The organism is Sneathiella aquimaris (assembly GCF_026409565.1).
Taxonomy (GTDB): Bacteria; Pseudomonadota; Alphaproteobacteria; order Sneathiellales; family Sneathiellaceae; genus Sneathiella; species Sneathiella aquimaris.
Map to the genome: position 1 here is coordinate 3878996 of NZ_CP112881.1, position 16851 is coordinate 3895846.

Below are 16851 nucleotides of genomic sequence, written 5' to 3' on the forward strand. Positions count from 1 at the left end.
AATATGTCAGCACCGGGCCGTTATTTCTGGGTGGCGCTCGGTGCTGCCTCCATTCTCTTTCATCTTGGCCTGATTTTTTCAGGCCTGGTTCCCAATCTGCTTTCCCGTCCGCTGCACATGTTGTTAGCGCTCCCGTGGATTTTCCTGTTTACCAATAGCGGCACCCTGAACCGGCTTTGGGGCCTGCTCATCACGTTTGCAGGATCGGCCGCCATCCTTTATGTGGCCCTCAATGAGGCCACCCTTTCCGATCAATACGGTTTCCTGAACAGCCCGCTTCAAACCAGCGTTGCCATCACGCTGGTGCTGGTCACCCTTGAAATGGCCCGTCGTGCCGTTGGCTGGCCGTTGCCACTGGTTGCCGCACTTGCCCTTTTATACGGCTTATTTGGTCAGCACCTGCCCGGAGAATTTGGCCATCCCGGTATCCCGCTTCAGAGTTTTCTGGGTAATCTGACCATTGCTGAAGGCGGTCTTTGGGGTAAGTTGACGGGCGTTTCGGTGTCAATTGTCGCGGTTTTCGTCATTATGGGTGCCGTCCTGAACTCGGGAGAAGCCGGTCAGGGCTTTATGAACCTTGCCACTGCCGCCGCAGGCCGATTGAAGGGCGGAGCGGCCAAAGTTTCAACCTTATCCTCTGCCCTGTTCGGATCCATTTCAGGCTCTGCCTCGGCCAATGTGGCCTCAACAGGGGCCATCACATTACCGGCCATGACACGACTTGGTTATCCCAAAGCACTGGCCGGTGCTGTCGAGGCCGTCGCCTCCTCCGGCGGTCAGATCATGCCCCCCTTAATGGGGGCGGGCGCCTTTGTTATGGTCGAACTGACCGGCATTCCCTATACCGGCATTATGGCAGCGGCAATATTCCCGGCCATTTTGTATTTTATGACGGTCTGGTTTGGAATTAATGCCTTTGCCCGCCGGTTTGAATTAAAAGGTCTGCCTGAAGATCAGCAGCCTGCCCGCAAGGAAGTACTGATCACCACGGCTTTCTTTGCAGTTCCCTTTTTGATCCTGCTGGAGCGGATGTTCATCGGGGGTTTTACACCGCAATATGCCGCGTCCGTTGCCATTCTGGCCGCTTTTCTTTTGCTTTTTATTGATGGAAAGCTGAAATTTGATATTCGCAAAACGGCAAAACGGCTGGAAGAGACCTGCCTGAATACAGGCAAACAGGTTTCCATGATCGCATCGATCATTCTCTGTGCCTCGCTGATCATTGGCGTTTTGGGGGCGACCGGACTTGGGATCAAGATCACTTCCCTTATCCTGTCAGGATCCGGGCAGATGTTATGGCCAGCCTTGCTTCTGACTGCCGGTGCGTGCCTTATTCTGGGAATGGAAGTACCAACGACGGCGGCCTATGTGATCTGCATTTCCGTTGCCGGGCCTGCGTTGCAACAACTGGGTCTGGCCCCCTTGCAAGCCCATCTTTTCGTTTTCTGGTTTGCCTTGCTTTCCACCATTACACCGCCGGTTTGCGGTGCCGTTTTCATAGCTGCGGGGATGGTCGGTGAAAATTGGCTGAAAGTATCGATTTATGCCATGGCGCTTGGTTTGGGCCTGTATATTATTCCTCTGGCGTTGATTGCAAACCCCGACTTGATTGCCATTGCCGATAATCCGGTTTCAGCAGGCATCCAGTTTATAAAAGTGGGGATCAGTCTTGGCGCGATCTCTTATGGGATGATTGCCCCGCTCAATATGATGCTGCGGGTGACTTTGGTCGCAAGCGGTTTTATTGGTATCTTTTTGCTTCCCTTCTAGAGGACACAGAAAAAGGGCCTGGCATGATCCAGACCCTTTTTTTAGCTTTTACCAGCGCGTCAAAATCTAGTAATTCACGGCATATTTATTGTTGTTTTCTTTCGATTCAGGCACATCATTTTTGTAATCCGCCATAAACAGAATACGATCACTTCGTTCAAATTTTGATGTTTTGAAATCAACAAACACAAATTTTGTTTCACCGGCTTTGAATTTCGGCATATAGGCGGTGGCACCGCCGCCGCCCTGTCCCATATTCAGGCCTTGCAACAAGCCCCCAGATGTCGCCTGAGTTCCCTGATTTTTGATCTGAACACCAAATTTCGTATCAGAACCACCAACCCGTGTGGCTGACAGAATAACGAAGTCTGCTTTCGCACGGGCGGGTTTTTTAACGGCCCCGAATTTGGCAGAACCAGCCTGGTTTTCTGTTTCCCGGCCCGGTGCTTTGATTGTCAGGTCCTTACAGGTATAAGATCCCATTTCCAAAACTGGAATTTGACCAAACGGACATTTTGGTTTTGGACCGTTTGGATTGGCAGCGGTTGCCGTTGTGGCAAAAGTAGCAAGTGTGGCAACGGCGAAGACTGAAGCAAGAAGCATATTTTTCATAATTTAGTATCCCTTAATTGAATGTGATACCAGTAGGTCGTCGGCGCGCCGTTAATCGTTCAAATTTTTTTTGATTTTTTTTACAGGGCCAAAAAAGACCGGATCTGTGCTATTGGGTAGATCTTACGCAGTAGTTCGAAAAAGGCAGGGATGTGGGCACCTATCTGGGATTGTTTTTAAGTGCTTTTTTGTCAGCCACCCTGCTTCCCGGATCCTCAGAAGCGCTTCTGACAACACTTGTTTATAATGGCGGTTATTCCGCCGCTTTATTATTGATCTTTGCAACAGCGGGAAATGTGACGGGATCTGTGTTCAACTGGATCTGCGGGACATTTTTGATGCAATTTCAGGATAGAAATTGGTTTCCAGTCTCGGCAACACAGATCGAGAAAGCCACCCGATGGTACAACAAATATGGCACATGGTCCCTTTTGTTTGCGTGGCTGCCCATTGTCGGGGATCCGCTGACAGTTGTCGCGGGCATTCTGCGGGCGCCTTTCTGGCTTTTCCTGATCCTTGTCACTGCCGGGAAACTTTTCCGCTACGGATTGATTATCGCGGGGGTTGAGTTCTTTTTCTGACATTAAAAAAACCCGGCAGGACAGCCTACCGAGTTTTTTCATTTCTTTTTGACCGATCAGGCGACGATGGAAGAAAACCGCTGCTCAATCAATTCTTCAGCTTCGGCAACTATCCGATGCACCAGTTCTTCGACGGTTGGGATGTCTTTGATCAGACCAATGCACATCCCGGCAGACCATACACCGGCTTCTTCATCCCCATTTTCATAGACAAGGCGTCCCCGTTGCCCGCTGGCAACCGGACCGATTTCCTCGATCTGTTTGCCTTCAGCTTCCATGGAAATGACCTTTGCCGCCACGCCGTTTGAGAACATCCGCGATGTATTGCGCAAGGTTCTGAAAATAAGAGACGTATCCAGTTCGCTGGCCGCGACGATCTTCTCTTTGATATTCTGATGGATCGGCGCTTCTTTTGTTGCCATAAAGCGCGTTCCCATATTAATACCGTCGGCCCCCAGTGCCAAAGCGGCGACCAGACCCCGACCGTCTGCAAAACCGCCAGAGGCGACGATGGGAATATCCAGTTGATCGACAGCACGCGGTATCAGGATCAGGCCGGGCGTATCATCTTCTCCCGGATGTCCTGCACATTCAAAACCATCAATACTGATGGCATCCACACCGACTTTTTGAGCTGAAATCGCATGGCGCACAGAGGTGCATTTATGGATCACTTTAATGCCAGCCTCTTTCAGTTTTGGCATATGCACTTTCGGGCTGTTTCCCGCCGTTTCAACGATTTTAACGCCCGATTGAACGATTGCGTCCATATATTCATCATAGGGAACGGGTTTCAGTGTCGGCAAAATTGTGAAATTGACGGCAAATGGTCTATCCGTCAGATCCTTGACCCGATTAATCTCTTTAGTGAGTTCTTCTGGCGAAGGCTGGGTAAAGGCTGTCAGGCAACCAAGGGCGCCTGAATTAGCAACGGCAGCGATTAATTCTGCTCGGCCAACCCACTGCATGCCCCCTTGAACGATAGGATGTTCGACCCCGAACATTTCCGTAAATCTTGTTTTCATTATTATTTCCTCGGAAAAAAGGTTCGTTGAAAAGCTAGATTAACCGGGGAATAATCGCAAGCCTGTTTCTGATTTAACCGGGCAGAACCGCTGTGGCCTCAATTTCAACCAGTGCTTCATCTTCCATCAGATCGGCAACCTGAACCATTGCCATTGCCGGAAAATGACGGCCCATAACCTTGCGATAAACGGCGCCCACATCCCGCTGCTTGGCGATATAGTCTTTTTTATCGGTCAGATACCATGTCAGGCGAACGATATCTTCAGCCTTGCCGCCACCGGCTTCAACAACCGCCAGAACATTTTTTAAGGTCTGTTCCATTTGTCCGATCAGGTCATGAACTTCAAAGACCTGATCTGCGTTCCAGCCGATCTGCCCGCCTACATAGATAACCCGGCCACCCGCAGGGGCCGACATTCCGTTGGCATATCCTTTTGCAGCTTTCCAGCCTTCGGGATGAATAATGTCATTGCTCATGATGCTTCTTCCATCAGTTTAGTCAAAACAGTCCGAATATCCGTGGGCCAGCCTGTTGGCTTGCCACTGTTCATATCCATATGGACAAGGGTTAAAAATGTCTCAAATCTTGTTTGTGTCTCTGCGGTTGCTGTTAGCGAAAGATCCAGACTGGCGCCTCCGATTTTTTCAACCGACAGATCAATCATCAGCACGTCCCCCAAACGACTGGGGGCCTTGAAGGTGGTCTTGATCGTCGCCGTTGGAACCGCCGAATGCCGCTTCATATGCAGATCGGCAAAGGGAACCTTCAGAACTTTTTCAAACCAGTTCTCAACTGTTGCGTTCACCATTTCAAAATATCGGGGGTAAAATACAATACCCGCCGGATCACAATGCTGGAACAGAACCTGCTGTTGATATCGAAAAGGTGCCATATCACACGCCCAGATACCGGTTTTCAATATCCCGTGTCATTTGATCAGGGGTTCCCGCCCAGACAGTCGTTCCTTTTTCCAGAATTACGCATTGATCGGCAATCGGCAACAATTCTGCCAAGGTTTTATCGACGATCAGAATGGATTGCCCGGTTGCCTTCAGGTTTCGCACCGCCTGCCAGATTTCCTGACGAATAACCGGGGCTAGCCCTTCCGTTGCTTCATCCAGTATAAGAAGTTCCGGATTGGTCATCAAAGCCCGACCGACAGCCAGCATCTGTTGTTCACCGCCGGACAGGGTATTTGCATATTGGCTATACCGTTCTTTCAGGCGCGGAAAGAGATCCGCAACCCGATCCAAAGTCCAGTCTCCTGGCCGCGCCGCGGCGATCAGGTTTTCATAGACTGTCAAATTTGGAAAACAGCGCCGTCCTTCCGGAACAAGTCCTACACCCAATCGGGCGATCTTATGAGAGGGAAGCGTCCAAAGATCCTGCCCACGAAAATGAATGCTGCCCTTGCGGTATTTTTCCAGACCGCAGATCGACGCGATTGTGGTGGTTTTACCCATGCCATTCCGGCCCATCAATGCAACAACCTGTCCTTCACCGACAGTCAAATCGACACCAAACAACGCCTGTGATGGTCCATAAAAGGTTTCGATTGCGGATACTTCAAGAAGGTTTGTCATGTGGCTTCACCTCCCAGATATGCTTCTCGCACGGCCGGATGCCCTCGTATTTCATCAACCGTACCGCTGGCAATGATCCGACCATAAACCAACACGGAAATCCGATCGGCCAGACTGAAAACAGCGTCCATGTCATGCTCCACCAAAAGGATCGGGGCCTGCTTGCGCAACCCATCAAGGAAGTTTGTCAGGTTTTTCGACCCTTCCGGTCCCATGCCTGCCATCGGCTCATCCAGAAGAAAAACCTTTGGGTCCAACGCAAGCGCGATGGCAATTTCAAGCTGGCGGCGCTCCCCATGGGAGAGTTCCGCCGCCGGAATATCGGCCCGGTCTTCAAGACCAACCTTTGCCAGCATTGCCCGAGCCTGATCCAACAGGCGTTTGTCGTTCATAACAGATTTGAAAAACCGGAAACTGGATCCGGCTTTCGACTGCACAGCCAGCATCACATTCCGCAACGCAGAAAATTCCAGCGCCAGTGACGACACCTGAAAGGTCCGGCCAAGACCAGCTTTGGCCCGTTCTGCAACCCCCATTCCAGCCATATCCTGACCAAAAAAATGAATGCTGCCGTTATCCGATTGATAGTCACCGGAAATCTGTTTGATCAGGGTGGATTTCCCCGCCCCGTTTGGCCCGATCAACGCGTGAATTTCACCCGGATACAGTTCCAGCGTTACATCATCCGTCGCCTTTAGGGCGCCAAAGGATTTATACAGGTGTTTTATCGACAGAACCGGTAGCGAAGTATCTTCAGTCATGGCGTGCCTTCCCTGCAAAGAACCCAATTAAGCCACCCCGGGCGAACAGAACCACGGTTAAGAGGACCGCCCCCAGAAACAACATCCAATGTTCGGTTAATCCACCAAAAATGGATTCAAACAAAATGAACATCGCCGCACCAGCCACCGGCCCAAACAATCGGCCAACGCCCCCCAGAATAACAAAAATCATGATTTCGCCAGACATGTGCCAGGAAAGCATCGTGGGATCAACAAACCTGTTCAGGTCGGCAAACAGGGCCCCGGCAAGACCGGTGATCATGGCGGAAATCACAAACGCCACAAGGCGGATGTTAAACGGCGCAATGCCGACTGCGGCCAGACGTTCCTCGTTCTGGCGCGCCGCTTGGAGGGCCGCGCCAAAACGTGAATTTTTCAGGATATGAACAAGACCAATCACCAGCATCAGGATCACAAAGGTGACAAGAAAGAAACTGATCGGATCAAGTGTATTGATCACCGGCAGCTTGTTTCGAACGTAAATGGAAAGACCATCTTCCCCGCCATAAGCCGGCCATGAAATCGCGAAATAATAGATCATCTGCGCGAAAGCCAGCGTAATCATAATGAAATAGACGCCCGCCGTCCGAAGACTGAAAAACCCGATCAGCAAGGCGACCAAACCACTAACCAATAGCGCAATTGGCCAAATGATCAGCATCTGGGTTGTGCCGTTCAGCTCAAAAGGTGACAGCATAATGGGTTCGTAATTCAAGGCATGACTGGCCAGAATACCCGCCGCATATCCCCCAATGCCGAAGAACGCGGCATGCCCGAAAGAAACCAGACCGCCCAATCCAAGCGCCAGGTTCAACCCCACCCCAGCAAGGGCCAAAATGGTGACCTTCGTTGCCAACGTGATATAAAATGGCTCTTCTACAGCAAGGGCCACAAAGGGAACTGACAACAACAGAACGGCCAACAGGCAATTAATGCCAATTTCTTTATTCAACTTAACCATTGGCAGGGAATAAACCTCGCGGCTTCACAATAAGAATAAAGGCCATCAATATATATATAAGCATTGAGGCCAGTGCCGATCCGATGGTCGTGGCCGGAACAGCCTCCATGAACAGCTGGAAAAAAGCGGGCAGCAAAAACCGGCCCATTGTGTCGACGATGCCAACAAGAATGGCCCCCACAAGCGCCCCTTTAATGGATCCGATCCCGCCAATGACGATCACCACAAAGGCAAGGATCAGGACCGGCTCGCCCATCCCCACCTGCACAGACTGTATTGCGCCCACCAGAGCACCTGCCAATCCGGCGAGTGCGGCGCCCAGAGCAAACACGATTGTATAAAGAAGCCGGATATCAATCCCCAACGCGGCAATCATCGCCCGATCGGACTCGCCCGCCCGGATGCGAATACCCAAACGGGTTTTTGAGATCAACAGGTAAAGCCCTAACGCTACCAGGCCGCCAATGACGATAATAGACAGGCGATAAAGTGGATATTGAATGCCGCCGGGAAGCATAACGGGACCGGCCAGCAGATCCGGTACGTTCAGGAAAAGAGGGAAAGAGCCAAATAGCCAGCGCGTACCTTCCGAAAAAATCAGAATAAGCGCAAAGGTCGCCAGGACCTGATCCAGATGATCGCGTTCATATAAACGACGGATCACGGCTATTTCAACAATGGCCCCGGCTGCTGCTGCGGCGGCAAGAGACGCCATTATTCCCAACCAGAACGATCCAGTAATGTTAGCAACCCATGCACAGGCAAATGCACCAACCATATAGAGGGACCCGTGAGCCAGGTTGATAAGGCCCATCACTCCAAATACAAGAGTAAGACCCGCTGCCATTAGAAACAGCATCACCCCGAACTGCAGGCCGTTGAGCAATTGCTCAATAAGAAGCGCTGACGACATACTTAATCCAAATCGGACATAATTTAAGGAAAGAAAGCGGGGTTGCAGCACCCACTGCAACCCCGAAATTGGCGTTAAAGCCTACATTTTACATTTTGCAGCATAGCTGTCCTGATGCTCTTCAAGAGCAACACCGACCACTTTATTTGTGTAGATGTCACCTTCCTTGATCACTTCACGCACATAGATTTTCTGAATAAGGTGTTGGTTATTTCCAAATTTCAACTTACCGCGTGGAGACTCGAAGTCTGCTTCCTTGATGGCAGCACGGAACGCATCTGTATCTTTAATACTTGCCTTTTTCATCGCTGACAAAATCAGGCTCGCAGTATCAAAACCCTGGACGGCATACAATGAAGGCAACCGGCCATATTCCTTCTGAAAGCTTTCAACAAATTTTTTGTTTCCTGGAAAATCCAGATCTTTCGACCAATGAGACGTATTCATCGCACCAACAGCGGCCTGACCCACTGCTTTCAGAATGCCCTGATCAAACGAGAAAGCAGGACCCATTACAGGGATATTAACGCCTGACTGCGCATACTGCTTCATGAACGCAATCCCCATACCGCCTGGCAGGAAGACAAAGACGCTGTCTGCACCAGACGCCCGGATCTGTGCGATTTCGGCCGCATAATCCTTCTGACCGAGTTTTGTGTAAACTTCTTTTGCCACGTCACCTTTGTAAAAGCGCTTATACCCGTTCAGAACATCGCGGCCCGCTGGATAGTTTGGCGCCATGATGAAGGTTTTTTTCAATCCCGCTTTATTGGCATGGGCGCCCATACCTTCCGGCAGGATGTCGTTCTGGAATGATGCATTGAAATAGTTTGCATGACATCCCTGACCCGCCAATTGGGACGGACCGGCATTTGGCGAAATGTAGATCTTACCTTGTGCAACGGCATTTGGAACAACTGCCATGGCAAGATTTGACCAGATAATACCGGTCAGAATATCCACTTTCTCACTTTGGATCATTTTGTCAGCAATTTGCACCGCCGTCGCAGGTTTGCGCGCATCATCTTCAATAACAACGCTCAGGTCCTTATTGCCCGCCTGTTTCACAGCCAGCATGAAACCATCACGGACATCAATTCCCAGCCCGGAACCACCACCGGATAATGTCGTGATCATCCCGACTTTAACAGGCTCTGCTAACGCCGATCCTGCAACCATGGACAGTCCGACAAGGCCCGCTCCTATCAATTTAGCTATTTTCATCTATTCTTCTCCCTGTTTTATTTCCACCGAGATTGTTTCTCCCAAAACAATCAGATTATTCGTCTGCTTTTTTTATATACGATAAGCAGAATGGTATCATCTTTCTTCTGCTCGCAACCGGAATCTTTGAATTTTACCAGTTTGTGTTTTTGGCAGACTTTCTGTGAATATGACAGATCTTGGATATTTGTAAGGCGCCAATGTCGCCTTCACATGATTTTGAAGCAGTTTTTTCTGCGCCTCATTTTTTTCAAAACCCGTATTCAACACAATATGCGCTTCCACAATTTGTCCGCGGTCTGCATCTGGCACACCAATAACAGCGCATTCGCTCACGGCGTCATGGGCAAGAAGCGCGGCCTCGACTTCCGGACCTGCGATATTATAGCCGGACGAAATGATCATATCATCTGAGCGGGCGGCAAAATGAAAGTAACCGTCTTCATCCATTGAAAAGGAATCGCCGGTCAGGTTCCACCCGTTTCGGACATAATGTTTCTGCCGTTCATCAGCCAGATACCGGCATCCTGTTGGACCCCGAACCGCCAAGCGACCGACCTCGCCAGGCGGCAATTCCTGCATCTGTTCATCCACAATCATCGCTTCGTAACCAACAACCGGCTTTCCAGTGCAGGCGGCTTTGGAATCACCAAACCGGTTTGAAATGAAGATATGCAGCATTTCTGTAGAGCCGATGCCGTCCAGCATCGGCTTTCCTGTTTTTTCAAGCCACGCATCATAAACGGGCGCGGGCAGCGTTTCGCCGGCCGACACCGCTGCGCGCAAAGACGACAGGTCTGCACCGTCATCCATTGCCTGCATCATCGCCCGATATGCTGTGGGGGCTGTAAAACAGATGGTTGCCTTGTAGGTTTCGATAATATCAATCATATCCGCCGGTGCTGCTTTTTCAAGCAGGGTTGCCGCGGCTCCAAAACGCAATGGGAAAATGGCCAGCCCTCCCAAACCGAACGTAAAAGCCAAAGGCGGAGAGCCAACAAAAATATCGTCTGGCGTTACGTTCAATACTTCACGGGCATATCCATCTGCAATGATCAATAAATCCCGGTGAAAATGCATGGTGGCTTTTGGCTCTCCGGTCGTGCCAGAGGTAAATCCAAGCAGCGCCACGTCATCCCGGCCGGTTTTTACTGCATCGAAACGAACGGGCTTGTTTAATGCAATCCGATCCAGCTCCGCGTCGAAATTAGCGGTTCCGTCAAATCCGACAACCTTATCCAGATGCGGACTTGTTTTTGCACAGGAAACCAGCTCGTCCATCAGACGGGTATCACATAGCGCAAAGGAAATTTTGGCTTTTTCAACGATTTGCAAAAGCTCTCCCGCGCGCAGCATCGGCATGGTATTGACAACAACAGCTCCCGCCTTTGTCGCAGCCAGCCAGCAAGCGACCATCGCCGGATTGTTAGCCGACCGGATCAACACTCGATTGCCCGGTTTGACCCCGTATTCATCGACCAACGCATGGGCAAGCCGGTTTGTCCAGTCGGACAGCTCTTTATAGGTTCGGCGGCGGCCATTGCCGATCAACGCAGTATGATCGCCAAAACCCCGCTCTACCATCCGATCGGTAAGTTCAACACCTACGTTCAGATGTTCAGGATAATTCAGCATTGCCAAATTAATCTCAGGCCATTGATCTTCCGGTGGCAGACTATCCCGGGTAAAAGTATCCGTATGTGCACTCGGTCCCAGCATTTTACCTCCTTATCAGCGCTCCCAAACGCTGGTTTTCACTATCCGTTCAGCGTCTGACGCGCAATAACGACTTTTTGGACATCTGATGCCCCTTCATAAATCCGCAACGCCCGTATTTCACGATACAGACCTTCCACGACTGATCCGGAACGAACACCGTCGCCACCATGCAATTGCACGGCTTTATCAATCACCACTTGGGCACGATCGGTTGCATATAATTTTGCCATCGCCGCTTCCCGTGTGACCCGATCCGCGCCGTTATCCTTGGTCCATGCCGCCCGGTACACAAGCAACGCTGCAGCATCCACATCCAGCGCCATTTCCGCCACATGCCCCTGCACCATTTGCAAATCAAACAGCGGCGCCCCAAACAGATCTCGATTTTGCACCCTGTTTACGGTTTCATCCAGTGCCCGGCGGGCAAACCCCAAGGCTGCCGCGCCAACTGTCGACCGGAAAACATCCAGAACCGCCATCGACAGCTTAAATCCCTGTCCCGACTGCCCGATCAGCGCAGAGGCGGGGATTTTGACATCCTTAAAAGACAGGGTTGCAAGCGGATGCGGCGCTATCACTTCAAGTCGCTCCTTAACCGTCAAACCCGGCGTCTCCGCTGGCACAAGAAAGGCTGAAAGACCGCGCGCACCGGGGGCTTCTCCCGTTCTTGCAAAAACACAATAAAGATCGGCAATTCCGCCGTTGGAAATCCAGGTTTTCTCCCCATTAAGAAAATAATGATCACCGTCCAGAACAGCCTGCATGTCCATATTGGCAACATCAGAACCGGAACGCGGTTCGGACAGTGCAAAGGCCGATAACGCGTGACCGGACCGGGTTTTATGCAACCACTGTTGCTGCTCAGGCGTACCAAAGAAACTAATCGCCCCTGTTCCAAGACCCTGCATGGCAAACGCAAAATCAGCCAAACCGTCATGACGGGCGAGTGTTTCGCGAATAAGACACAGGGACCGCACATCCAGTGGCTGCGGATTGTCAGGGTCGATGGCCGAATAGGTTAAAAACCCCGCCGCGCCCAGTTTTGCAACCAGGTCTTTACAGGCCTGATCCACATCGGAGTGATCGACCGGTAGGTTTTTGGTGCACCAGCCGTCCAGTTCTTCTGCCAGGCGGCGATGATGATCGTCAAAAAAGGGCCAATCAAGAAAACTGCGATCTGACATACTCAGTTCCCCTCAAAAACGGGTTTTTCTTTGGCAACAAACGCATGGTAGGCCCGGTGGAAATCCTGGGTCTGCATACAAATGGCCTGCGCCTGCGCTTCGGCCTCAATGGCCTGCTCCAAGCTCATCGACCATTCATGGTTGAGCTGCGTTTTAGTGATGGAATGGGCGAAATTCGGTCCGGCAACGATCCGGCCTGCCATCTCCATCGCAGTGTCTTCCAACTGATCCGCGGCCAACAGGCGACTGTAATATCCCCAGCGCTCCCCTTCTTCGGCGTTCATCACCCGGCCCGTATAAAGAAGATCCGCCGCGCGACCCTGCCCGATAATTCTTGGCAGCATTGCACAGGCCCCCATATCACAGCCGGCCAGACCAACCCGGGTGAACAGAAAGGCCGTTTTCGCAGCGGGCGTTGCTATGCGCATATCCGACGCCATGGTGATGATCGCCCCCGCGCCCACCGCAACACCATCAACGGCGGATATAATCGGCTTTCCGCAATTGATCATGGCTTTGACAAAGTCGCCTGTCATTCGGGTAAATTTAAGAAGATCCGCCATATCCATTCGGGTAAGCGGGCCGATAATATCATGAACATCGCCACCAGAACAAAAATTCCCGCCATTGGGCAGAAAGACCACGGCTTTTACATCGTCTGCATAATGCAAATCCCGAAAGGTATCCCTGAGTTCGGCATAGCTTTCAAACGTCAGCGGGTTTTTACGCTCTGGGTTATTCAGGCGAATAACCGCTGTCTCGCCTACCATTTCCCATAGAAAATGTTCTGGTTTAAGGTCTGCCATCTTGGTCATTGTTTGTCTCCACCACCAACGTTATTCCCGCGGTTTGTTGTAATATTAAGATCCAGAAGGCTACTGATCAGAGCGGCATCATCGGGATTAACATCTTGCAAAAGCTCGTTAATCCAGCCTTGATGGACCCGTGCCATTGCCTTGAATTCGTGACGGCCTTTTTCAGTCAGACATACCCGCATCGCGCGGCGATCGCTTGGAATAGGGGTCCGTTCCACCAGCAACTCACCAACGAGCCGCTCGATTATTCCGGTCACATTTCCATTGGACACCATAAGGGCGGCCGACAGCTCACTCATCTTAAGACCGTCTTTATGACGATACAGGGCCGACATCACATCAAAGCGCGGCAACGTCGATTTGTAGCGGGTCCTTAACCGTTCCCGCAGTTCCGCTTCAATGGCGCGAGAGACTTTCAATATCCGCAGCCACAGTCGCACACGCTGTTTTTCGCCGTCCGGGACATCTTCTGTAGAAAAGGTTTCTGATCCTAAATCAATCATACTTCCCCTCCGGACACTGAAATAGCCTGACCGGTTATCGACCCCGAATTGTCATCACACAGCCACAGCACCGTTCGGGCAATTTCTTCGGGTTGAATAAACCGCCCCATTGGGTTGGTTGCCTGCAGCGCCTTGATGGCCGCCGCTTGATCCATTCCCGTTTTCTTCATGATATTTTCGATGGATTTTTCCAGCATGGGCGTTTCTGTAAAGCCCGGGCAAACCGCATTTACCGTGATGCCCTTGGTGGCTAATTCCAAGGCAAGTGATTTGGTCAAACCGATAACCCCATGCTTGGCCGCGCAATAGGCCGACACATATGCATATCCTTTAAGCCCGGCTGTGGAGGCAATCGAAATCAACCGACCCCATCCCGACCGCTCCATCGCCGGCAATGTTGCTTGAAAACTGTTAAAAACACCGGTGAGGTTAATCATCAGGGCCTGCGTCCAGTCTTCAGTTGTCATTCTATTGAACGGTTTACTGTCGGCGGCGCCCGCATTTGCGATTGTGATGTCAATCGGCCCCTGACGTTTGGCGGCCTCCCGCACCAGGTCCGCCATAGAAGCAGGATCGGTCACATCGGCGGAAATCGCCTGAATTGCCGAATGTTGCGCCGAAACCTCGTCCAGAGGAGCCTGCCGGCGTCCTGTAACCGTTACCGCAGCCCCTGCCGCGGCAAGCTGCAACGCGATTTCGCGCCCCACACCAGTGCCGCCGCCCGTTATCAGAATATGCTTTCCTGTTAAGTCCGTCATGCCCTAGACCTTCATGCCGGTAGTTTCGCCCCGCTCTGCCAACCGTTTCAACTGGTCGGCGCCAGGTCCATAAGGGTCCGGCCAACGCGTCATCTCATCCTTTAGGCCCGCGGCCGCATGCAATGTCCAGTATGGATTGGCTAAGTGAGGTCGGGCCAGACACACAAGGTCCGCACGCCCTGCAAGCAGGATGGAATTTACATGATCTGGCTCATAGATATTCCCCACTGCCATCGTTGCCATATGGGCTTCGTTCCGGATCCGGTCTGAAAAAGGAGTTTGGAACATACGACCATAAACCGGTTCTGCCTTGATGGAGGTTTGTCCAGCGGAAACGTCACAAATATCAACGCCTGCCTCTTTAAGAAGTGCGGCCATTTCAACCGCTTCTGCAGGAGTAACCCCCTGTTCTTCCACCCAGTCATTGGCAGAAATACGAACCGATATGGGTTTTTCATGCGGCCAAACCTCCCGGACTGCGTGGAATATTTCCAAAGGATACCGCATCCGGTTTTCTAGCGATCCCCCATACGCGTCCTGCCGGTTATTGGTCAGGGGCGTAATAAAGGACGACAGCAGATATCCGTGAGCTGCATGGATTTCCAGCATATCAAAACCGGCGGCCTCCGCCCGTTTGGCGGCTGCTACAAATTGATCGCGCACCATATCCATGTCATTGCGTGTCATGGATTTCGGGGCCTGATTATTGGGGGACCACGGAATGTTCGACGCAGAAAGAAGGGGCCAGTTCCCCTCTTTTAAAGGCGCGTCCATTTCTTCCCACCCGAGTTGGGTAGAGCCTTTTGCCCCGGAATGACCAAGCTGGACACATATCTTTGCGTCCGTTTCGGCATGAACAAAATCTGTGATTCTTTTCCAGGCACCAATATGATCATCATGATAAAGACCCGGACACCCTGGTGTAATGCGGCCCTCGGCACTGACGCAGGTCATTTCGACATAGACCAGCCCGGCACCGCCTTTGGCCCGCTCTCCATAATGGATCAGATGCCAGTCTGTCGGCGCACCGTCTACCGCTTTATATTGTGCCATGGGAGAGACAACGACCCGGTTTTTAAGATGCATATCGCGCAGTTGATAAGGCGCAAACATCGGCGCGCGGGTCGGCAGATTACGATCAGCACCGGCTTGCTGTTGGAACCAGTGTTCGGCCCCTTCCAGCCAATTCGGGTCTCGCAGACGCAAATTTTCATGTGAAATACGCTGTGAACGGGTAAGCAGCGAATAATTGAACTGCACAGGATCCAGATCCAGATACCGCTCGATCTCTTCAAACCATTCCAGCGAATTCCTGGCGGCCGACTGAAGCTTTAAGACCTCAACCCGGCGGTCGTCTTCATATTTGGCAAAGGCTGCCTGCAAGGTGGGTTCAGAATGCAGATAATCAGCCAACGCAATCGCACTTTCCACCGCAAGCTTGCTGCCCGAACCAATTGAGAAATGCGCACTTGCTGCCGCGTCCCCCATCAGAACCAGATTTTCGTGGGACCAGCGCTGACAAAGAACGCGGGGGAAATTAATCCAGGCCGATCCCCGAATATGCCCGGCATTGGTCATCAACTTATGGCCGCCCAGATGTTTCGCAAAAATCTTTTCACACAGGGCGATGCTTTCCTGCTGGCTTAAATCAGCAAAGCCAAAATTGTCATAGGTTTCTTCTGAACATTCAACAATGAAAGTTGCCGTATCTTCATCAAACTGATAGGCGTGCACCCAAATCCAGCCTTTATCCGTTTTTTCAAAGATAAATGTGAAGGCATCGTCAAATTTCTGGTGCGTTCCCAACCAGACAAATTTACATTTGCGAACATCGATATCCGGCTTGAAAACATCTTCAAACCGTGTGCGGGCTTTGGAATTCAAACCATCCGACGCAATCACCAGATCGAAGTTGGCCATATAATGTTCAACGTCTTCGGCTTCTATTTCGAACTGAAGTTTGATCCCCAGTTCCTGGGCGCGCGCCTGTAACAGGATTAAGAACTGTTTTCGCCCAATACCGCAAAAGCCATGACCGCTTGAGACAGTTCGCTCGCCCTTATGGACAACCGCGATATCGTCCCAATAGGCAAAATGCTTGCGGATTTCCTCCGCACTGACAGGGTCGTTTTCCTGAAGGTTAACCAGAGTTTCATCGGAAAGAACCACGCCCCAGCCAAACGTATCATCAGGCCGGTTCCTTTCAATAACCGTAATGTCATGCGAGGGGTCTCTCAGTTTCATACTGATCGCAAAATATAGGCCAGATGGCCCGCCTCCCAAACACGCAATCTTCATGCAGCACCCATTCGGTTTTTTATTCTAGGCTTAAACCGTGGCAGATGAACGAAACTATTTCAAGTTTAAAATTTTAAACTTGAAATATATTGTTTTGATTTTGAGCTTTCGTTAACTTTTG

General features: G+C 51.2%; 17 protein-coding genes. 2 read left to right on the forward strand and 15 right to left on the reverse strand.

What is annotated here, in order from left to right; translation table 11 throughout:
• Nucleotides 1-3: 3 nt before the first annotated feature.
• Nucleotides 4-1770, forward strand: coding sequence for a TRAP transporter permease (locus tag OIR97_RS18385; RefSeq protein ID WP_169543653.1), 1767 nt, complete (start codon nt 4-6; stop codon nt 1768-1770).
• A 66-nt stretch (nt 1771-1836) separates the two neighbouring features.
• Here OIR97_RS18385 and OIR97_RS18390 read toward each other — a convergent pair whose 3' ends face one another.
• Nucleotides 1837-2382: a CARDB domain-containing protein gene (locus tag OIR97_RS18390; RefSeq protein ID WP_169543654.1), complete on the reverse strand. Its 546-nt coding sequence runs from the start codon at nt 2380-2382 to the stop codon at nt 1837-1839.
• A 152-nt stretch (nt 2383-2534) separates the two neighbouring features.
• On the opposite strand from OIR97_RS18390, the gene OIR97_RS18395 reads away from it, so the two are divergent.
• Entirely contained in the window at nt 2535-2963 is a 429-nt protein-coding gene (locus tag OIR97_RS18395; RefSeq protein WP_169543655.1) for a YqaA family protein, read from the forward strand.
• Nucleotides 2964-3019: 56 nt separating this feature from the next.
• Here the strand turns inward: OIR97_RS18395 and OIR97_RS18400 are convergent, their stop codons facing one another.
• The 14 genes from OIR97_RS18400 to OIR97_RS18465 form a co-directional block, all read right to left on the reverse strand.
• Nucleotides 3020-3991, reverse strand: a complete 972-nt coding sequence (locus OIR97_RS18400; protein WP_407696688.1) for an NAD(P)H-dependent flavin oxidoreductase — start codon at nt 3989-3991, stop codon at nt 3020-3022.
• 70 nt (nt 3992-4061) lie between these two features.
• Nucleotides 4062-4466: a RidA family protein gene (locus OIR97_RS18405; protein ID WP_169543656.1), complete on the reverse strand. Its 405-nt coding sequence runs from the start codon at nt 4464-4466 to the stop codon at nt 4062-4064.
• Nucleotides 4463-4882, reverse strand: a complete 420-nt coding sequence (locus tag OIR97_RS18410; RefSeq protein WP_169543657.1) for an acyl-CoA thioesterase — start codon at nt 4880-4882, stop codon at nt 4463-4465. The genes OIR97_RS18405 and OIR97_RS18410 overlap by 4 nt, the downstream gene beginning before the upstream one ends.
• Nucleotide 4883: 1 nt before the next feature.
• On the reverse strand, nt 4884-5573 hold the full coding sequence (locus OIR97_RS18415) for an ABC transporter ATP-binding protein (RefSeq protein ID WP_169543658.1): 690 nt from the start codon (nt 5571-5573) through the stop codon (nt 4884-4886).
• Nucleotides 5570-6334, reverse strand: a complete 765-nt coding sequence (locus OIR97_RS18420; RefSeq protein WP_169543659.1) for an ABC transporter ATP-binding protein — start codon at nt 6332-6334, stop codon at nt 5570-5572. The genes OIR97_RS18415 and OIR97_RS18420 overlap by 4 nt, the downstream gene beginning before the upstream one ends.
• Nucleotides 6327-7316, reverse strand: coding sequence for a branched-chain amino acid ABC transporter permease (locus tag OIR97_RS18425; RefSeq protein ID WP_169543660.1), 990 nt, complete (start codon nt 7314-7316; stop codon nt 6327-6329). The genes OIR97_RS18420 and OIR97_RS18425 overlap by 8 nt, the downstream gene beginning before the upstream one ends.
• Nucleotides 7309-8229, reverse strand: coding sequence for a branched-chain amino acid ABC transporter permease (locus tag OIR97_RS18430; protein ID WP_169543661.1), 921 nt, complete (start codon nt 8227-8229; stop codon nt 7309-7311). Before OIR97_RS18430 ends, OIR97_RS18425 begins: the two co-directional genes overlap by 8 nt.
• Nucleotides 8230-8310: 81 nt before the next feature.
• Complete coding sequence (locus OIR97_RS18435; RefSeq protein ID WP_169543662.1) at nt 8311-9453, reverse strand: ABC transporter substrate-binding protein; 1143 nt, start codon at nt 9451-9453, stop codon at nt 8311-8313.
• A 96-nt stretch (nt 9454-9549) separates the two neighbouring features.
• Nucleotides 9550-11172: an AMP-binding protein gene (locus OIR97_RS18440; RefSeq protein ID WP_169543663.1), complete on the reverse strand. Its 1623-nt coding sequence runs from the start codon at nt 11170-11172 to the stop codon at nt 9550-9552.
• Nucleotides 11173-11210: 38 nt separating this feature from the next.
• On the reverse strand, nt 11211-12356 hold the full coding sequence (locus OIR97_RS18445) for an acyl-CoA dehydrogenase family protein (protein ID WP_169543664.1): 1146 nt from the start codon (nt 12354-12356) through the stop codon (nt 11211-11213).
• Nucleotides 12357-12358: 2 nt separating this feature from the next.
• Entirely contained in the window at nt 12359-13171 is an 813-nt protein-coding gene (locus OIR97_RS18450) for an enoyl-CoA hydratase family protein (RefSeq protein WP_169543665.1), read from the reverse strand.
• Nucleotides 13168-13674 (reverse strand): MarR family winged helix-turn-helix transcriptional regulator, encoded by a 507-nt coding sequence (locus OIR97_RS18455; protein ID WP_169543666.1) that lies wholly within the window; start codon nt 13672-13674, stop codon nt 13168-13170. The genes OIR97_RS18450 and OIR97_RS18455 overlap by 4 nt, the downstream gene beginning before the upstream one ends.
• A complete protein-coding gene (locus OIR97_RS18460; RefSeq protein WP_169543667.1) occupies nt 13671-14432 on the reverse strand; it encodes an SDR family NAD(P)-dependent oxidoreductase in 762 nt (253 codons plus the stop codon). Before OIR97_RS18460 ends, OIR97_RS18455 begins: the two co-directional genes overlap by 4 nt.
• Nucleotides 14433-14435: 3 nt before the next feature.
• A complete protein-coding gene (locus OIR97_RS18465; RefSeq protein ID WP_169543668.1) occupies nt 14436-16730 on the reverse strand; it encodes a bifunctional salicylyl-CoA 5-hydroxylase/oxidoreductase in 2295 nt (764 codons plus the stop codon).
• Between the last annotated feature and the right edge of the window lie 121 nt (nt 16731-16851).

Bases quoted from the DNA above. Each gene is read 5' to 3' on its own strand.
- OIR97_RS18385 (WP_169543653.1), top strand. From the start codon at position 4: ATGTCAGCACCGGGCCGTTATTTCTGGGTGGCGCTCGGTGCTGCCTCC.
- OIR97_RS18390 (WP_169543654.1), bottom strand. From the start codon at position 2,382: ATGAAAAATATGCTTCTTGCTTCAGTCTTCGCCGTTGCCACACTTGCT.
- OIR97_RS18405 (WP_169543656.1), bottom strand. From the start codon at position 4,466: ATGAGCAATGACATTATTCATCCCGAAGGCTGGAAAGCTGCAAAAGGA.
- OIR97_RS18410 (WP_169543657.1), bottom strand. From the start codon at position 4,882: ATGGCACCTTTTCGATATCAACAGCAGGTTCTGTTCCAGCATTGTGAT.
- OIR97_RS18415 (WP_169543658.1), bottom strand. From the start codon at position 5,573: ATGACAAACCTTCTTGAAGTATCCGCAATCGAAACCTTTTATGGACCA.
- OIR97_RS18420 (WP_169543659.1), bottom strand. From the start codon at position 6,334: ATGACTGAAGATACTTCGCTACCGGTTCTGTCGATAAAACACCTGTAT.
- OIR97_RS18425 (WP_169543660.1), bottom strand. From the start codon at position 7,316: ATGGTTAAGTTGAATAAAGAAATTGGCATTAATTGCCTGTTGGCCGTT.
- OIR97_RS18430 (WP_169543661.1), bottom strand. From the start codon at position 8,229: ATGTCGTCAGCGCTTCTTATTGAGCAATTGCTCAACGGCCTGCAGTTC.
- OIR97_RS18435 (WP_169543662.1), bottom strand. From the start codon at position 9,453: ATGAAAATAGCTAAATTGATAGGAGCGGGCCTTGTCGGACTGTCCATG.
- OIR97_RS18440 (WP_169543663.1), bottom strand. From the start codon at position 11,172: ATGCTGGGACCGAGTGCACATACGGATACTTTTACCCGGGATAGTCTG.
- OIR97_RS18445 (WP_169543664.1), bottom strand. From the start codon at position 12,356: ATGTCAGATCGCAGTTTTCTTGATTGGCCCTTTTTTGACGATCATCAT.
- OIR97_RS18450 (WP_169543665.1), bottom strand. From the start codon at position 13,171: ATGACCAAGATGGCAGACCTTAAACCAGAACATTTTCTATGGGAAATG.
- OIR97_RS18455 (WP_169543666.1), bottom strand. From the start codon at position 13,674: ATGATTGATTTAGGATCAGAAACCTTTTCTACAGAAGATGTCCCGGAC.
- OIR97_RS18460 (WP_169543667.1), bottom strand. From the start codon at position 14,432: ATGACGGACTTAACAGGAAAGCATATTCTGATAACGGGCGGCGGCACT.
- OIR97_RS18465 (WP_169543668.1), bottom strand. From the start codon at position 16,730: ATGAAGATTGCGTGTTTGGGAGGCGGGCCATCTGGCCTATATTTTGCG.